We start from the raw sequence: 18,993 nt of genomic DNA, 5'->3' as shown, positions 1-18,993 counted from the left end.
CGCAGAACCTCAGCCTGCGCGAGCACGAACACACGCCGCTGTTCGAGATTCAGCGCTGGGCCGGCAAGGGCGGCGATGCCTTGTTCGACAGCATTCTGGTGTTCGAGAACTACCCGGTATCGGAGGCCATGCAGCAAGGTGCGCCGGCCGGATTGCGCTTCACCGACGTGACTAACCATGAACAGACCAACTACCCGTTGACCTTGGCCGTGAGCATGGGCGAGACCCTGTCGCTGCACTTCAGTTATGGCCGTGCGCACTTTGCCGAGGCCGACATCGCCCGCCTCGGCGAGCACTTGCATAACCTGCTGACACAGATGATGCACAACGCCGGCCTGGCCTTGGGGCAACTGCAATTGCTCGGCCACGAGGAGCAACAGCAGCAGGTCGCAGACTGGAACGCCACGGCTACCGAATATCCGCTGGAGCGCAGCGTGCATGCGCTGATCGAAGATCAGGTACGCGCCACCCCGGATGCCTGCGCTCTGGTGTTTGGCGAGCAACGCCTGAGCTACGCCCAGCTCAACGCTCGCGCCAACCAGTTGGCCGCAGTGCTGATCGAGCACGGTGTCGGCCCGGAAGTGCTGGTCGGTATCTCGGTCGAGCGCTCGCTGGAAATGGTCGTTGGCCTGTTGGCGATCCTCAAGGCTGGCGGTGCCTACTTGCCGCTGGACCCGGAATACCCGCAGGATCGTCTGGCCTACATGTTCGACGACAGCGGCATCGCTTTGCTGCTGACGCAGAGCCATTTACTGGCGCAACTGCCGGTGCCGAATGGCCTGCGCAGTCTGGTCCTGGATCAGGACGGCGACTGGCTGCAAGGGCGCAGCGAAGCCAATCCTGAGCTGCACATCGATCCGGAAAACCTGGCCTACGTGATCTACACCTCCGGTTCCACCGGCAAACCGAAAGGCGCGGGCAACCGCCACTCGGCGCTGGTCAACCGCTTGTGCTGGATGCAGCAGGCTTACCAACTGACGGCTGACGACAAGGTTCTGCAAAAGACCCCGTTCAGCTTCGACGTGTCGGTGTGGGAGTTCTTCTGGCCGCTGATGACCGGCTCGACACTGGTGGTAGCCGCGCCGGGCGCGCACCGCGATCCGGCGCAACTGATTCAGGTGATCGCTGAAGAGAACATCACCACGCTGCACTTCGTGCCGTCGATGTTGCAGGCCTTCCTGCAAGACCCGGCGGTGGCCGATTGCACCAGCCTGACGCGCATCGTTTGCAGCGGCGAGGCCTTGCAGGTCGATGCTCAGCAGCAGGTGTTCGCCAAGTTGCCGAACGCCGGGCTGTTCAACCTCTATGGCCCGACCGAAGCGGCCATCGACGTGACCCACTGGACCTGCCGCGACGAAGGCCGTGACAGCGTGCCGATCGGTCAACCGATCGCCAACCTCAGCACCTACATCCTCGACAACAGCCTGGCGCCGTTGCCGGTCGGTGTCATCGGTGAGTTGTATCTGGGTGGCGAAGGCCTCGCGCGGGGTTATCACCGTCGTCCGGCACTGACGGCCGAGCGTTTCGTCACCAGCCCGTTCGGTGATGGTCAGCGCCTGTACCGCACTGGCGACCTGGCGCGGTACCGCGCTGACGGTGTGATCGAGTACGCCGGGCGTATGGACCATCAGGTGAAAATCCGTGGTCTGCGTATCGAACTGGGCGAAATCGAAGCACGTCTGGCCGAGCACGACGCGGTGCTGGAAACCGTGGTCATTGCTCAGGACGGTTCGCTGTTGGTGGCTTATGTGGTTCCAAACGACGCCAGTCTGTTGGAAGCCGACGATGCGCGGCGCAATGAATTGTTCCAGCGTTGTAAAGAACACCTCGCCCAGAACGTTCCTGATTACATGGTGCCGTTGCACTGGGTATTGCTGGCGAAGATGCCGGTCAGCCCGAACGGCAAACTCGAACGCAAGGCGTTGCCGAAATTCGATGCCAGTCAGGCGCAGCAAGCCTTTGTCGCACCGGCCTCCGAACTGGAGCAGCAAGTGGCGGCGATCTGGCAAGAGGTACTGCAACTGGAGCGCATCGGCCTCAACGACAACTTTTTTGAACTGGGTGGCCACTCCTTGCTGGCCGTCACCGTGGTTTCGCGCCTGCAACTGGAACTGGGCCTGAAACTGACACCTCAATTGATCTTCCAGCACCCTGTGCTTGGCGATTTCGTCAGCCAGCTGGATGCCGCTGACGAGCAAGTCGATATGTTGAAACTGAGTAAGCTGGAATCCCTGCTTGATGAAATGGAGGAGGCTTGATGGATAAGAATGTCGCTCTGAAAATTGCCAAGCGGTTTATCTGTCTGCCGCTGGAAAAGCGCACGCTCTATCTTGAAAAGATGCTCCAGGAAGGGGTTTCCCCGGCTAACCTGCCGATCCCGCAGACCCGGGATGAATTCGCCGACGCCTTGCCATTGTCGTTCGCTCAGGATCGTCAGTGGTTCGTCTGGCAGATGGACCCGCACAGCGCCGCCTACAACATTCCCACCGCGCTGCACCTGCGCGGCACGCTGGATGTACCGGCGCTGGAGCGTGCGTTCAATGCCGTGATTGCCCGTCATGACAGCCTGCGCACCACCTTCGGTCAGGACGACGAAGGCGCTGTGCAAGTGATCCATGCGCAGTTGCCGATGACCATTGCCATCGACGCGCTGGACGTGGCGGCCGAGCCGCTGCTGCGCGAGCAACAGATTCAGGCCTACATCAACGAACAACTGCATTTGCCGTTCGACTTGCAGACTGGCCCGTTGTTGCACGCCAGCCTGCTGCGTCTGGCCGATGACGACCACGTTCTTGCTGTCACTGTGCACCACATCGCCGCCGACGGCTGGTCGATGCGGGTCATGGTTGAAGAGCTGGTGCAGTTGTACTCGGGTTTTGCGCAAGGGCGCGAGGTCAGCCTCGACGAGCTGCCGATCCAGTACGCCGACTACGCCATCTGGCAACGGCACTGGATGGAGGCGGGTGAGCGCGAGCGTCAGTTGGCCTACTGGAAAGAGCAATTGGGCAGCGATCATTCGGTGCTGCAATTGCCGACGGATTTCCCCCGGCCCTCGGTGCAGAGCTTCCGTGGCCAGCGTCTCGATGTAACCCTCGATAACACGCTGGCCGCGGGCCTGAAAAGCCTTGCCCAGCGCGAAGGTCTGACCGTGTTCATGGTGTTGCTGGCGTCGTTCCAGGCGCTGTTGCACCGTTACAGCGGCCAGGCTGAAATCAGCGTCGGTGTGCCCAACGCCAACCGCAACCGCGTCGAGACCGAGCGGCTGATCGGCTTTTTCGTCAACACCCAGGTGCTCAAGGCGCGCATTGACCCGCAGGCGAGTTTTCGCAGCCTGTTGCAACAGGTCAAGCAATCGGCAGTGGGTGCTCAGGCGCATCAGGAGTTGCCGTTCGAGCAATTGGTTGAAGCGCTGCAACCGGAACGCAGCCTGAGTCACAGTCCGTTGTTTCAGGTGATGTTCAACCACCAGAATCTGGCCACCGGCGAATCGCAGCAAGGCACGCGTTTGCCGGGCTTGCAGATCAATCCGCTGACCATGGCCAGCCAGACCGCGCAATTCGACCTGAGCCTGGACACCTTCGAAACGCCGCAAGGCCTCGGTGCGCAATTGACCTTTGCCAGCGATCTGTTCACTGCCGCAACCATCGAGCGTATGGCGGTGCATTGGCAAAACCTGCTGCAGGCTGTGCTGGTTGACGCGGCACAGCCGTTGGCTGAATTGCGCCTGCTCGACGCAGACGAACGCGAGGTGATCGTCTCGCAATGGAATGCTACAGCTACCGAATATCCGCTGGAGCGCAGCGTGCATGCGCTGATCGAAGATCAGGTACGCGCTACCCCGGATGCCTGCGCCTTGGTGTTCGGCGAGCAGCGCCTGAGCTACGCCCAGCTCAACGCTCGCGCCAACCAGTTGGCCGCAGTGCTGATCGAGCACGGTGTCGGCCCGGAAGTGCTGGTCGGTATCTCGGTCGAGCGTTCGCTGGAAATGGTCGTTGGCCTGTTGGCGATCCTCAAGGCTGGCGGTGCCTACTTGCCGCTGGACCCGGAATACCCGCAGGATCGTCTGGCCTACATGTTCGACGACAGCGGCATCGCTTTGCTGCTGACGCAGAGCCATTTACTGGCGCAACTGCCGGTGCCGAATGGCCTGCGCAGTCTGGTCCTGGATCAGGACGGCGACTGGCTGCAAGGGCGCAGCGAAGCCAATCCTGAGCTGCACATCGATCCGGAAAACCTGGCCTACGTGATCTACACCTCCGGTTCCACCGGCAAACCGAAAGGCGCGGGCAACCGCCACTCGGCGCTGGTCAACCGCTTGTGCTGGATGCAGCAGGCTTACCAACTGACGGCTGACGACAAGGTCCTGCAAAAGACCCCGTTCAGCTTCGACGTGTCGGTGTGGGAGTTCTTCTGGCCGCTGATGACCGGCTCGACACTGGTGGTAGCCGCGCCGGGCGCGCACCGCGATCCGGCGCAACTGATTCAGGTGATCGCTGAAGAGAACATCACCACGCTGCACTTCGTGCCGTCGATGTTGCAGGCCTTCCTGCAAGACCCGGCGGTGGCCGATTGCACCAGCCTGACGCGCATCGTTTGCAGCGGTGAAGCCTTGCAGGTCGATGCTCAGCAGCAGGTGTTCGCCAAGTTGCCGAACGCCGGGCTGTTCAACCTCTATGGCCCGACCGAAGCGGCCATCGACGTGACCCACTGGACCTGCCGCGACGAAGGCCGTGACAGCGTGCCGATCGGTCAACCGATCGCCAACCTCAGCACCTACATCCTCGACAACAGCCTGGCGCCGTTGCCGGTCGGTGTCATCGGTGAGTTGTACCTGGGTGGCGAAGGCCTGGCGCGGGGTTATCACCGTCGTCCGGCACTGACGGCCGAGCGTTTCGTCACCAGCCCGTTCGGTGATGGTCAGCGCCTGTATCGCACTGGCGACTTGGCGCGTTACCGCGCTGACGGTGTGATCGAGTACGCCGGGCGTATGGACCATCAGGTGAAAATCCGTGGTCTGCGTATCGAACTGGGCGAAATCGAAGCGCGTCTGGCCGAGCACGACGCGGTGCTGGAAACCGTGGTCATTGCTCAGGATGGTTCGCTGTTGGTCGCCTATGTGGTGCCCACCGATGAGGCGCTGTTGAACGCCGATGAGGCGACGCGCACTGCGGCGAATCTGCAACTCAAGGCGCATCTGGGCCAGAGTCTGCCGGAGTTCATGGTGCCGCAACATTGGGTGTGGCTGGCGAAAATGCCGGTCAGCCCGAACGGCAAACTGGAGCGCAAGGCGCTGCCGAAATTCGACGCCAGCGCGCTGCAACAGACGTTCGTTGCGCCGCAGAGTGAGCGTCAACAGCACGTCGCCGCCATCTGGCAGGACGTGCTCAAGCTTGAACGGGTCGGCCTGACCGACAACTTCTTTGAACTGGGTGGCCACTCGTTGCTGGTCACCCAGGTGGTTTCGCGCATTCGCCGCACGCTGGACATTCAGGTACCGCTGCGCACGCTGTTCGAGCACAGCAGCCTTGAGGCGTTTGTCCACGCCTTGGACGCGGATCAGCACACCCCGCAAATGTCGATTCCTCAGGTGGGTCGCGAGCAACCGCTGGCGCTGTCTTATGCCCAGGAACGTCAGTGGTTTCTCTGGCAGATGGACCCTGACAGTGCGGCCTACAACATTCCAACGGCGCTGCGCTTGCGTGGCGCACTGGACCGCACGGCGTTGCAGCAAAGCTTCCAGGCGCTGATCCAACGCCACGAAAGCCTGCGCACCGCGTTCGTCGATCACGACGGGCGGGTGCAGCAAATCATTCAGCCGACGGCTCAAGTGGCCCTGCAAGAGCAGGCGCTGGCCAATGCTTCGGATGAACAGATTCAGGCGTTCGTCGAGCAACAGACGTCGCAGCCGTTCGACCTGCTGAGCGGTGCGCTGCTGCGGGTGGCGTTGCTGCGCATCAGTGACGATGACCATGTGCTGGTACTGACGCTGCATCACATCGTTTCTGACGGCTGGTCGATGCAAGTGATGATCGAAGACCTGATCGCCTTCTACGCAGCGTTCAGCCAAGGCACCACGGCGCCACTGTCGGCCTTGCCCGTGCAGTACGCCGACTACGCGGTGTGGCAGCGCGAGTGGATGGACAGCGGCGAGCGCGAGCGCCAGCTGAGCTACTGGAAAACCCGTTTGGGCAGCGAGCAACCGTTGCTGGAAATGCCCACCGATCATCCGCGTCCGGCGTTGCAAAGTTTCCGTGGCGCACGTTTGAACGTGAGCATTGAACCGGCGCTTGGTGAGGCATTGAAAACCCTCGCCCGGCGCGAAGGTGTGACCGTGTTCATGCTGTTGCTGGCCTCGTTCCAGGCCTTGTTGAACCGCTACAGCGGCCAGGCGGATATCCGCGTCGGCGTGCCGATTGCCAACCGCAACCGCCTGGAAATCGAGCGATTGATTGGCTTCTTCGTCAACACCCAAGTGCTGCGTGCCGAGTTCGATCCGGCAATGGGTTTCGCGCAATTGCTGCAACAGGTCAAACAGACGGCGATTGCCGCGCAGATGCATCAGGACCTGCCGTTCGAGCAATTGGTCGATGCCTTGCAGCCTGAGCGTAACTTAAGCCACAGCCCGCTGTTCCAGGCGATGTTCAACCACCGCAGTGAAGCCGAATCCGACCTCGTCGCACAATTGCCGGGGCTGCAACTGCAAAGCCTGAGCTGGGAACACCGCACCGCGCAGTTTGATCTGGCGCTTGACACCGGTGACAGCCCGGAAGGCCTGGAAGCCTCCTTCACTTACGCCACGGATCTGTTCGAGGCGAGCAGCATCGAGCGCCTGGCAGGGCACTGGTTGAACCTGCTCAAGGCCGTGGTGGCCGATGCCGCGCGACCGCTGGCCGAACTGGTGCTGCTCGACGCAGACGAACGCGAGGTGATCGTCTCGCAATGGAATGCTACAGCTACCGAATATCCGCTGGAGCGCAGCGTGCATGCGCTGATCGAAGATCAGGTACGCGCCACCCCGGATGCCTGCGCTCTGGTGTTTGGCGAGCAACGCCTGAGCTACGCCCAGCTCAACGCTCGCGCCAACCAGTTGGCCGCAGTGCTGATCGAGCACGGTGTCGGCCCGGAAGTGCTGGTCGGTATCTCGGTCGAGCGCTCGCTGGAAATGGTCGTTGGCCTGTTGGCGATCCTCAAGGCTGGCGGTGCCTATCTGCCGCTGGACCCGGAATACCCGCAGGATCGTCTGGCCTACATGTTCGACGACAGCGGCATCGCTTTGCTGCTGACGCAGAGCCATTTACTGGCGCAACTGCCGGTGCCGAATGGCCTGCGCAGTCTGGTGCTGGATCAGGACGGCGACTGGCTGCAAGGGCGCAGCGAAGCCAATCCTGAGCTGCACATCGATCCGGAAAACCTGGCCTACGTGATCTACACCTCCGGTTCCACCGGCAAACCGAAAGGCGCGGGCAACCGCCACTCGGCGCTGGTCAACCGCTTGTGCTGGATGCAACAGGCTTATCAACTGACGGCTGACGACAACGTCCTGCAAAAGACCCCGTTCAGCTTCGACGTGTCGGTGTGGGAGTTCTTCTGGCCGCTGATGACCGGCTCGACACTGGTGGTAGCCGCGCCGGGCGCGCACCGCGATCCGGCGCAACTGATTCAGGTGATCACCGCAGAGAACATCACCACGCTGCACTTCGTGCCGTCGATGTTGCAGGCCTTCCTGCAAGACCCGGCGGTGGCCGATTGCACCAGCCTGACGCGCATCGTTTGCAGCGGTGAAGCCTTGCAGGTCGATGCTCAGCAGCAGGTGTTCGCCAAGTTGCCGAACGCCGGGCTGTTCAACCTCTATGGCCCGACCGAAGCGGCCATCGACGTGACCCACTGGACCTGCCGCGACGAAGGCCGTGACAGCGTGCCGATCGGTCAACCGATCGCCAACCTCAGCACCTACATCCTCGACAACAGCCTGGCGCCGTTGCCGGTCGGTGTCATCGGTGAGTTGTATCTGGGTGGCGAAGGCCTCGCGCGGGGTTATCACCGTCGTCCGGCACTGACGGCCGAGCGTTTCGTCACCAGCCCGTTCGGTGACGGTCAGCGTCTGTATCGCACTGGCGACTTGGCGCGTTACCGCGCTGACGGTGTGATCGAGTACGCCGGGCGTATGGACCATCAGGTGAAAATCCGTGGTCTGCGTATCGAACTGGGCGAAATCGAAGCACGTCTGGCCGAGCACGATGACGTGCGTGAGACGGTGGTCATCGCTCAAGACGGCTCGTTGCTGGTGGCTTATGTGGTGCCAACGGATGAAGCGCTGGTCGATGCCGATGAGCAAGCTCATCAGGCACTGCAGCGCCGCCTCAAGGTACACCTGAGCCAGCACTTGCCGGAATACATGATTCCGCAGCACTGGTTGCTGCTGGCGAAGATGCCGGTCAGCCCGAACGGCAAGCTCGAACGCAAGGCTCTGCCGAAGGCCGACCTGAGTGTCAGCCACAAGGTTTACAGCGCCCCGACCAGCGCCACCGAACAAGCGCTGGTGGCGATCTGGCAGAGCGTGCTCGGCCTGGAGCAGGTCGGCATTGACGACAACTTCTTTGAACTGGGCGGCGACTCGATCATCTCGATCCAGGTGGTCAGCCGTGCGCGTCAGGCCGGGATTCACTTCAGCCCGAAAGACTTGTTCCTGCACCAGAACGTGCAGAGCCTCGCGGCGGTGGCCAAGGTCGGCGTGGCCGGCCCGAGCATCGATCAGGGGCCGGTAAGCGGTGACAGTCCGCTGTTGCCGTTCCAGCAGTTGTTCTTCGACAGCGCCATGATCGATGCCCATCACTGGAACCAGTCGGTGTTGCTCAAACCGCGCGTTGTACTTGAAGCGGCGCACGTCGAGCAGGCCTTGCAGGCGCTGCTGGTGCAGCACGATGCCTTGCGTCTGTCGTTCCGCGAGCGCGACGGCGTGTGGGCCGCCACTCACCGAGCGCCACAGGCTGAAGCGGTGCTTTGGCAGTACGACGTGGCTGACGCCCAGGCACTGCAAGAACTCGGCGAACAGGCCCAGCGCAGTCTCGACCTGGCCCATGGCCCGTTGCTGCGTGCAGTGCTGGCGACCCTGGCCGACGGCAGTCAGCGTCTGTTGTTGGTAATCCATCACCTGGCGGTCGATGGCGTGTCGTGGCGAATTCTGCTCGAAGACCTGCAACAGGCGTATCAACAGTTGCAAGCCGGGCAGGCGATCAAGCTGCCGGCGAAAACCACGGCGGCGAAAAACTGGGCGCAGCGCCTGCAAAACTACGCCGCGAGCCCGGCGCTGCAAGCCGAGCTGGGCTTCTGGCAGGCGCAACTCGAGGGCGCGAACGTGGGGTTGCCGCAAGACCATGCCGACGGCGCCTTGCAAAACCGTTACGCCGCCAGCGTCGAAACCCGTCTGGACAAAGAGCGGACCCGTCGTCTGCTGCAACAGGCCCCGGCGGCCTATCGCACACAGGTCAACGATCTGTTGCTGACGGCGCTGGCGCGAGTCATTGCGCGCTGGACCGGTCACCCGTCGACGCTGATCCAGCTCGAAGGTCATGGCCGCGAAGACCTGTTCGACGACCTTGACCTGAGCCGCAGCGTCGGCTGGTTCACCAGCCTGTTCCCGATCAAGCTGACCGCAACGGCTGACGTGGCGGAGTCGATCAAAGCGATCAAGGAACAACTGCGGGCGATTCCGGCCAAGGGCATCGGTTTCGGCGCTCTGCGTTATCTGGGCGATGCCGCCGCGCGCCAGACCCTGCAAGCGCTGCCGATGCCGCGCATCACCTTCAACTATCTGGGCCAGTTCGACGCCGGCTTCGCCGAAGACGGCGCTGCGCTATTCAGCCCGTCGGGTGAACCGTCCGGCGCCGAGCAAAGTCCGCTGGCGGCCCTGGGCAACTGGCTGACTCTCAACGGTCAGGTGTACGGCGGCGAATTGAGTGTCGGCTGGACCTTCAGTTCGCAGATGTTCGACACCGCGACCATTCAGACGCTGGCCGATGCCTACGCCACCGAGCTGAGCGCATTGCTGGAACATTGCTGCCAGCACGACAGCCACGGCGTGACGCCGTCGGACTTCCCGTTGGCGCAGCTGACGCAGTTACAACTCGATTCGCTGGCGCTGGCACCGCAGCAGATCGAAGACATTTACCCGCTGTCGCCGATGCAGCAGGGCATGCTGTTCCACACCCTGTACGAGCAACAGGCCGGCGACTACATCAACCAGATGTGCGTCGACGTTCAGGGGCTGGACATCGAGCGCTTCCGCGATGCCTGGCAAGCGACACTGGACACGCATGATGTGTTGCGCAGCAGTTTTGTCTGGGACGGTGAATTCCAGCGTCCGGTGCAGGTGATCCACAAGCATTTGCCGGTGCCCTTCACTGTGCTCGACTGGTCGGGTCGCGATGACGTGACGCACGCTATCGCCGCGCTGGCCGAGGCTGAGCAGCAACAAGGCTTTGAGCTGGGCGCCGCACCGCTGTTGCGTCTGGTGGTGGTGAAAACCGCCGCCAATGCCTGCCGTTTGATCTACACCAGCCATCACATTCTGATGGACGGCTGGAGCAACTCGCAGTTGCTCGGCGAAGTCTTGCAACGCTATAGCGGTCACGCGCCGGCTGCGACTGGCGGACGTTATCGCGATTACATTCAGTGGCTGAACCGCCAGGATGTGACGCTGAGCGAGACCTTCTGGACTGCACAATTGGCGGGCCTGCAAGAGCCGACCCGACTGGCCCGGGCATTTGCTGCCGTGGCACCGCGCAGTGGCCATGACGAGCGTTTTCACGTGCTGAATACCGAGCGCACGCGCCGGCTCAATGAGTTTGCCCGTGGTCACAAAATTACCCTCAACACCCTGGTGCAAAGTGCCTGGCTGTTGCTGCTGCAACGTTACACCGGGCTCGACACGGTCAGCTTCGGCGCAACGGTGTCCGGGCGTCCGGCACAACTGGCGGGTGTCGAGCAACAGATCGGGCTGTTCATCAACACCTTGCCGGTGATCGCCACCCCGCGTGCCGAGCAACCGTTGAGTGAGTGGTTACAACAGGTGCAGGGGCAGAATCTGGCCCTGCGCGAGCAGGAACATACACCGCTGTTCGAAATCCAGCGCTGGGCCGGGCAGGGCGGTGAAGCGCTGTTCGACAACATCCTGGTGTTCGAGAACTACCCGGTGTCCGAAGCCCTGCAACAAGGCGCGCCGCAGGATCTGCGTTTTGGCGAAGTGGCCAATCGCGAGCAGACCAACTACCCGTTGACCCTGGCGGTCAGCCTCGACGCGCAGTTGTCGATGCACCTGAGCTTCGACCAGGCGCAGTTCGACGCTCGCTCGGTCGAGCAACTGGCAGCGCAACTCGATCATTTGCTGCAACAGATGGTGCAGGCACCGGCATCGACTTGCCTCGGTGAGCTTTCACTGGCCGTCGGGCCAATGCTGGAGGTTGTCGATGCGCCGGCCAGCGAACAATGCGTGCATCAGTGGTTCGAGCAGCAAGTGGCACAAACCCCTGACGCCATCGCACTGATGTTCGAAGACCGTCAGCTCAGCTACGCTCAGCTCAACGCCGCCGCCAACCGCGTTGCGCATGGTTTGCTGCAGCACGACGTGGGGCCGGACGTGCTGGTGGGGATTGCGGCGGATCGCTCGCTGGACATGATCATCAGCCTGTTGGCGGTGCTCAAGGCCGGGGGGGCTTATGTGCCGCTCGATCCGGAGTATCCTGCCGACCGTCTGCTGGCGATGATCGAAGACAGTGGTCTGCGTCTGATGCTCAGCCAGCAACATTTGCTGCAACGTCTGCCTTCGGTGAGCGGCGTCGTCACGCTGGCGGTGGACGACGCGAGCTGGCCACAGACCGAGAGCAATCCGTCAGTGACTGTCCACGGCCAGAGCCTGGCCTACGTGATGTTTACCTCCGGTTCGACCGGGCGACCAAAAGGCGTTGGCATCAGCCACGTCACACTGGCCCGGCATACTCGGGTGTCTGAAGCCTACAAGGGGTTGTCGGCCAGCGACCGGGTGCTGCAATTCGCTACGTTCAACTTCGACAGTTTTGTCGAGCAGGTGTACCCGGCGCTGATCTGCGGCGCGGCGGTGGTGTTGCGTGGCAACGAAATCTGGGACAGCGAAACGCTGTATCAGCAGATCCTCGACAAGGACATCAGCGTCGCTGACCTGACCACCGCCTACTGGAACGTCGTGGTGCAAGACTTTGCCGATCACGGCCCGCGCGATTATGGGCGTCTGCGTCAGATGGTGGTGGGCGGTGAAGCGATGCCGCCGCAAGGCATTGCGGCGTATCAGCGTGCCGGTCTGCACCAGGTGCAATTGATTAACGCCTATGGCCCGACCGAAGCGACGGTAACCACTACCGTGCTTGATTGCGGCGATTATGTGCAGGGTGAAAAGCCGCTACCGGCGGCACTGCCCATCGGGCGCGCTTTGGCCGGTCGCTCGATTTATATCCTCGACAGTACCGGCCAGCCGGTGCCCGAGGGCGTGGTGGGTGAATTGCTGGTGGGCGGCGAACTGCTGGCGCGCGGGTATTTAAAGCGTCCGGATCTGACTGCCGAACGTTTCATTCCTGATCCGTTCAATGCGGCGGGCGGCCGCTTGTACCGCACCGGTGATCTGGCGCGGGTCAATGCCGAAGGCCTGATCGAATACATCGGTCGTATCGACCATCAGGTGAAAGTACGCGGCTTCCGCATCGAACTGGGCGAGATCGAAGCCTGCCTGCTGCGCCAGCCTGCAATCCGTCAGGCATTGGTGCTGGCGCAACCGGCTGCGGGCGGTCAGCACCTGGTGGCTTACGTTGTACCGCACGACAGTGCGGCGGCCGATGAGGCGCATCCGCAACAGGCCGAGCTTCTGCGCGCACTGCGCGATGGCCTGAAAACCAGCCTGCCGGATTACATGCAGCCGAGCCACGTGTTGCTGCTGGCGCAATTGCCGATCGGGCCGAGCGGCAAGGTCGATCGCAAAGCGCTGCCACTGCCGGGCAGCCTGCTCTCGGACGCCACTTTCGTGGCCCCGCAGGGTCTGCTCGAAGAGCAGATCGCCGCCATCTGGCGGGAAGTGCTGGAGCGTGAGCAGGTCGGGCGTAACGCGCACTTCTTCGAGGCGGGTGGCCATTCGTTGCTGGCAACGCAAGCTGTGTCGCGACTGCGCAAGGTCACCGGGCTGACCGTGAGCCTGCGTGATCTGTTCGGTGCCCCGGTGCTCAAGGATCTGGCTGCCGTCATGCAAGCCAATGTCGGTTCGGCGCTGGCGGCATTTGATTCACGTCAGGTGGAGCTGACCGCGCACGGGGCGAAAACCACTGCACCGTTGTCGCTGGTGCAACGCCGTTTGTGGATTGCCGAGCAATTGTCCGGCGGTAGCTCCGCTTACGGCATGCCGATGGCGCTGCGCCTGCGTGGCGAGTTGTCGGTCGAGCGTTTGCTTGCCAGTTTCGCTGAGGTGGTGCGCCGTCATGAGGTGCTGCGCACTGCGTATGTGCAAGACGATGAAGGTGATCCGATTGCACTGATCGTCGCCGAGGTCGAGCTGGACTTCCCGTTGATCGACCTGTCGGCGCTGTCGCGCAGTGATCAGGAAGAGCAGGTGGCGCAAGCGGTGCTCGACAACGCCAACACCCCGATCGACATGGAGCAGGCGCCGCTGTTGCGCGGACGCATTCTGCATCTGGGGCCGACCGAGCACGTGCTGCTGTATTCGATGCACCACATCATTTCCGATGGTTGGTCGATGGGCGTGTTGATCAATGAACTTGTGCAGATCTACGACCGCGTCAGCCAGGACCAGGCGCTGAATCTGCCGGCGCTGGCCGTGCAGTATTCGGACTTCGCCTTGTGGCAACAGGCGCTGGAACAACAGGGTGTGCTGGGCCAACAGGCCACCTTCTGGAAGGCGCAGTTGAAGGGCTATAACGGCCAACTCAGCCTGCCGATGGACAACCCGCGCGGGACGGTTGCGTCCTACGCCGGTGATGCGGTGCAGTTCGCCCTGGGCCGCGAATTGAGTCGTGGCGTGAAGGCATTGGCTGCGCGTTCGGGTGTCACGCTCTACAGCACGTTGCTGGCGTCGTTTCAGGTGCTGTTGCACCGGGTCGGCGCGGGTTCGGATGTGCTGGTCGGTGCCGACGTCGCCGGGCGCGAGCGGGCGGAGTTGGAACGCTTGATCGGCTTCTTCGTCAACGTGTTGCCATTGCGTTCGCAATTTGCCGCCGATGCCTCGTTCGGCGGTTTCCTCGCGCAGACCCAGGCGACGTTGCTGCAAGCGCTGGAGCACCAGGACCTGCCGTTCGACATGATCGTCGACGCGTCCGGTGTGCCGCGTCACAAAGGCATGAACCCGCTGGTGCAGGTGCTGTTTGTGATGAATAACCTGCCGGGCCGCACCCAGGCCATGGGCGGTTTGCAGGTGGAAGCGCTGCCGTTGCTGCAGACCCATTCTAAATTCGACATGGCATTGTTCGTTGACGAAGAAGAAGGGCAATTGCTGGGTAATTGGCAATTCGCCACAACCTTGTTCGGACACGAGCGCATTCAGTACCTGGTGAAGGCCTGGATAGCCCTGTTGGAACAGATCGTCGCTGATCAGGACATTCAATTGGGAGCTATCAGCATGCCAGTGGACAATTTAGCAGTGGCCGCCAAACCCGCTGCCCCCGGACCCAAGGCCGACAAACTGGGCAAGTTCCTCAAGCGCGGTGCCGCACCGGTGGCCAAGGTTCGCCCGACGCCGATTCGCGAATCGCTGATCGCCGCGCCACAGCCGTTCCCGTTGCTGATGGAGCCGAACGAGCCGCAATTGGACTTGATCGAGTGGATCAAGCGCAACCGACCGCTGATCGAAGAAAAACTCGCGACGCACGCCGGCATTCTCTTCCGCGGTTTCGAACTCGACGGCATTCAGGGCTTTGAAGCCTTCGCCGAAGCGATCCAGCCGGGCCTGTACGGCCAGTACGGCGATCTGCCGAAGAAAGAGGGCGGCAAGAACACGTACCGCTCCACGCCGTACCCGGAACGCAAGATGATCCTGTTCCACAACGAGAGCTCGCACCAGGATCGCTGGCCGCGCAAGCAGATGTTCTATTGCGAACAAGCGGCGCCGGTTGGCGGTGCAACGCCGGTGGTGGACTGCCGTCTGATGTACGAAAAACTGCCGGCAGATTTGCGTGACAAGTTCGAGTCCAAGGGCTTGCTGTATGTGCGCACTTTCACCGACAAGCTCGATGTGTCGTGGCAGCACTTCTTCAAGACCGAAGACCGCGCCGAGGTGGAAGCACGTTGCCGCGCCGGGGGGATCGAATGGCGCTGGCTCGACAATAACGAACTGCAAACCCGCACACCGGGGCCGGCGATCATTCGTCACCCGATCACCGGCGCCAAGTCGTTCTTCAACCAGGTGCAACTGCACCACATCTACTGGCTGGAGCCGGATGTGCGTGAAGACCTGTTGTCGATGTTCGGCCCCGAGCGCATGCCGCGCCACGTGTATTACGGCGACGGCACACCGATCGAAGATGAGGTGATGCAACGCATTGGCGATCTGTATGAAGAGTGCGCCGTGCGCTTCGACTGGCAAAAGGGTGACGCCATTCTGCTCGACAACATGCTGGTGGCGCATGCCCGTGACCCTTTCGAGGGGCCGCGCAAGATTGTCGTGGCGATGGGTGACATGTACGACCACGGCGATCTGCAAAACAGCCGTGGCGAGGCGGTTCGCCAACACGTGGTGAACACCGAGGAGAGCGGGGCATGAACGAAATGATGGATCAAGAGGACGTGGGACAAGCGTTGACCCCCGAGCAACAGATGGTCTGCGATCAATTGCCCAAAGCGGCGTGCTGGGCCGATGCCGCACGCTTTCTGCGCATCGACATCGGTGGCGTGTTGGCGCCACAGCGTCTGCAGGCAGCGTTTGACAGCCTGCTGGTGCGTCAGCCGATGATGCTGGCGCGACTGGCCAAGGCCCCGGGTTTTCACGGTTTGCGGCAATTCACCGGCGTCGGCGAACGTTTTCCGCTCACCGTACAGACATCACCCGCCAGCGAGGCCGACATTCAAGCGCAAGTGACCGAGTGGGCTCAGCGCGCATTTGTGCCCGGTGAGTCGGCAGCCCTGCAAGCGGTGCTGTATGCGCTGCCGGAACAGCGTTGGACGCTGGTGCTGGGCGCGGCGCGTTGCAGTCTCGATGACCGCGCGCTGGGCTTGATCTATGAGCAATTACTGCTGGCCTATGAACACGGCGAGCTGCCGGAAGACGAGGAGGCGGGTGAGTTCTCGCAGTATCTGGAATGGCGCAGCGAGGTGATTCTCGATGAGGACGCCGCCACCGCTCGCACCTATTGGCAGGAACACCTCAAGGGAGTCAATGCAACGTTGTCGACACCTTGGCTGGCCGCGCGTCGAGCCGATGCTGTGGCCAGTGAAGCGGCAACGTTGCACACGTCGCTGGATGCCGCGCTGGTGACCGGTCTGCAAAACCTTGCGCAATCCCTAGAACAACCGTTGGCGCTGCTGATGCAGAGCGCCTGGGCGCTGTTGCTGGCGCGTTTGAGCGGTCGCGACGAAGTATTGCTGGGCTGGCGTCACGATGGTCGTGAAGATTACCCATATTTCGCTAGCGCGGTCGGCGTCTTTGAAAAAACCTTGCCGCTGAATCTGTCGGTCAACACTGAACAATCGTTCGCTCAGTGGCTGCCGAGTCTGGCAGCACATCTGGAAGAACATCGGACCTGGCAGGAATACTGGGCGCCGGAACTGCAACCGGCGGCGGCACGTCCGGCCTATGGATTTGCCGTACAGCATCTGTCACCAGCGCAGTCGGTAGCGGCGCTGCAATGGTCGGCTCAAGGCGTGGAGACCGGACGCGGTGACGTATTCGAGTTGCTGATGCAACTGCAGCAGACAGCTGAGGGCGATGTTCGAGGTCTGGCGCTGGAGTACGCCGTGCAGCGTTACAGCGCGGCTTCGATGCAGGTTTTGCTCGAACAATACCGCACGCTGCTGGGCAATCTTCTGGGCGATGCCGACGTGCCGCTGGGGCAGGTCAGCCTGCTGAGCGAGGCTGAGCGTCAGCGTGCCCTGGCGTTCAATCCAGCCGCTCAGGCATGCGCCGATACACGTTTGTTGCCGCAGCGTATTGCCGCGTGGGCGCATTCCACTCCCGAGGCGCTGGCACTGACCGATGAAGCCGCCAGCCTGACGTATGCGCAGTTGCAGGCACAGGTCGAGCGACTGGCGGCGGCCCTGCATGCCGAGGGCGTGAGCAGTGGTTCGGTGGTCGCACTGGCGTTGCCGCGTTCGGCAGCGCTGGTGGTGGCGATGCTCGCGATCTGGCGTGTCGGCGCAGCGTATTTGCCGCTGGATCGGCAATGGCCGCTGGTGCGTCAGCAGTTGATGCTGGAACAGGCCGGCGCTGAATGGCTGTTGGCCGAGCCGGCACAATTGAGCGAATGGCCTGCCAGTGCAATCAACGTGCGCACGCTCGAGCAGCTGCTGGAAAACGCCGCCGCAGCGGCACCTGAACGTGAAACTCAAGGTGCTGATCTGGCTTATGTGCTGTTCACTTCCGGTTCGACCGGCGTGCCGAAAGGCGTGTTGATCGAGCATCGGCAATTGTTCAATTACACCGCCAGCGTCAGCACGGCGCTGGGTCTGAATGCGCTGCGCCACTTCGGTTTCAGTTCGACCGTGGCGGCGGATCTGGGCAACACCGCGCTGTTCGGCGCCTTGTTCAACGGCGCCGCGTTGCATGTGGCGAGCGACGAGCAGATGCAGGACGCGCGATTGTTCGCCGAGTACCTGCAACGTCATGCCATCGATTGCCTGAAGATCGTCCCGTCGCACCTCGCCGCGTTGCTCGACAGCGACACCGCGTGCCTGCCGCAAACGCTGGTGCTGGGTGGCGAAGCGATTGCCGCGCCGCTGCTGCAACGCATCGCTCAGGTGCGCGGTGATTGTCAGGTGTTCAACCACTATGGCCCGACCGAAACCACGGTCGGCGTGCTGGTGCACAAAATTGTGCCCGGGCAGGATGCCGGGCGGCTCGGCCAGGTGCTGGACAACAATAACGTCTACGTGCTCGACACTCACCACCAATTGGCACCGGTAGGCGCGCTGGGCGAGCTGTACGTGGGCGGTGCGCAGTTGTTTCGCGGGTACGTCAACGTCGAGCCCGAAGACGGTCTGCTGATCGACAATCCGTTCATCGAGGATCAGCGCTTGTACCGCACAGGTGATCTGGCGCGCTATCTCGCCGAGGGTGGAATCGTCCTGCACGGTCGCCGCGATCATCAGATCAAGGTACGGGGTTTCCGCATCGAGCTCAGTGAAGTCGAAGCGCAGCTGCTGCGTGATCCGGCAGTGGCCGAAGCGCTGGTCATCGCTGGCGACAGCGCCGAACAGGGTTTGCAGGCATTTGTGGTCGCACGTCACGGACTGTCGGCCGATGGCCTGCGCGAGCAACTGGCGCAGCAATTGCCGGCGGTGATGGTGCCACAGCAGATTCGTTTGCTCGAACGGCTGCCACGTCTGGCCAACGGCAAAATCGACCGCAAGGCCCTGCAGCAACTGGCCAGCCAAGGCATCGAGGAAGATTACCTGGCACCGCGCGATGCGCTGGAACAATTGTTGGCCGGGCGCATGGCGCAGTTGCTCGGGCAGGAGCGGCTGGGCGTCGAACGCGACTTTTTCGCCGCCGGTGGGCATTCGTTGCTGGTGATCAAACTGGTGGCAGGCATCCGCAAGCTGCTGCAGTGCGAGATCCATCCGGGCGTGGTCTTCGACCATCCGACCGTAGCGGGTCTGGCACATGCACTGCGTAGCCAGGAAGCAACGCCTGGGCAATTGGACAAACTGGCCCAGGCGCGGGTGCGGCTGGAATCGATGAGCCCGGAAGAGAAAGCGTTGCTGACCGAAAAGGCTCGTCAGTTACAAGCCGCCAAGGTGGCCCAGGACGTCTGA

General features: G+C 62.3%; 3 protein-coding genes (1 of these 3 only partly in view). All 3 read left to right on the top strand.

Annotated features, from left to right (window positions below):
- Tightly spaced (each overlapping or abutting the next), the 3 genes in view from ACZZ0B_RS16465 to ACZZ0B_RS16455 form a layout consistent with a single transcriptional unit that may run on beyond the window.
- Nucleotides 1–2,258: the final stretch of a non-ribosomal peptide synthase/polyketide synthase gene (locus ACZZ0B_RS16465; protein WP_463545786.1), read on the top strand. 14,707 nt of this gene lie to the left of the window's left edge; the window shows 2,258 of its 16,965 coding nt (coding positions 14,708–16,965); the start codon falls outside the window, past its left edge; the stop codon is at nucleotides 2,256–2,258.
- Nucleotides 2,258–15,787, top strand: a complete 13,530-nt coding sequence (locus ACZZ0B_RS16460) for a non-ribosomal peptide synthase/polyketide synthase (protein ID WP_463545785.1) — start codon at nucleotides 2,258–2,260, stop codon at nucleotides 15,785–15,787. The genes ACZZ0B_RS16465 and ACZZ0B_RS16460 overlap by 1 nt, the downstream gene beginning before the upstream one ends.
- Nucleotides 15,784–18,993, top strand: a complete 3,210-nt coding sequence (locus ACZZ0B_RS16455) for a non-ribosomal peptide synthetase (protein ID WP_463545784.1) — start codon at nucleotides 15,784–15,786, stop codon at nucleotides 18,991–18,993. The genes ACZZ0B_RS16460 and ACZZ0B_RS16455 overlap by 4 nt, the downstream gene beginning before the upstream one ends.

It is taken from the genome of Pseudomonas sp. AC247, from assembly GCF_979258015.1.
The sequence above is the reverse complement of the archived record's forward strand: the minus strand, read 5'-3'. Positions and strand labels throughout refer to the sequence as shown.

Coding starts and splice junctions, on each gene's coding strand:
- ACZZ0B_RS16460 (WP_463545785.1), top strand. CDS start 2,258: ATGGATAAGAATGTCGCTCTGAAAATTGCCAAGCGGTTTATCTGTCTG.
- ACZZ0B_RS16455 (WP_463545784.1), top strand. CDS start 15,784: ATGAACGAAATGATGGATCAAGAGGACGTGGGACAAGCGTTGACCCCC.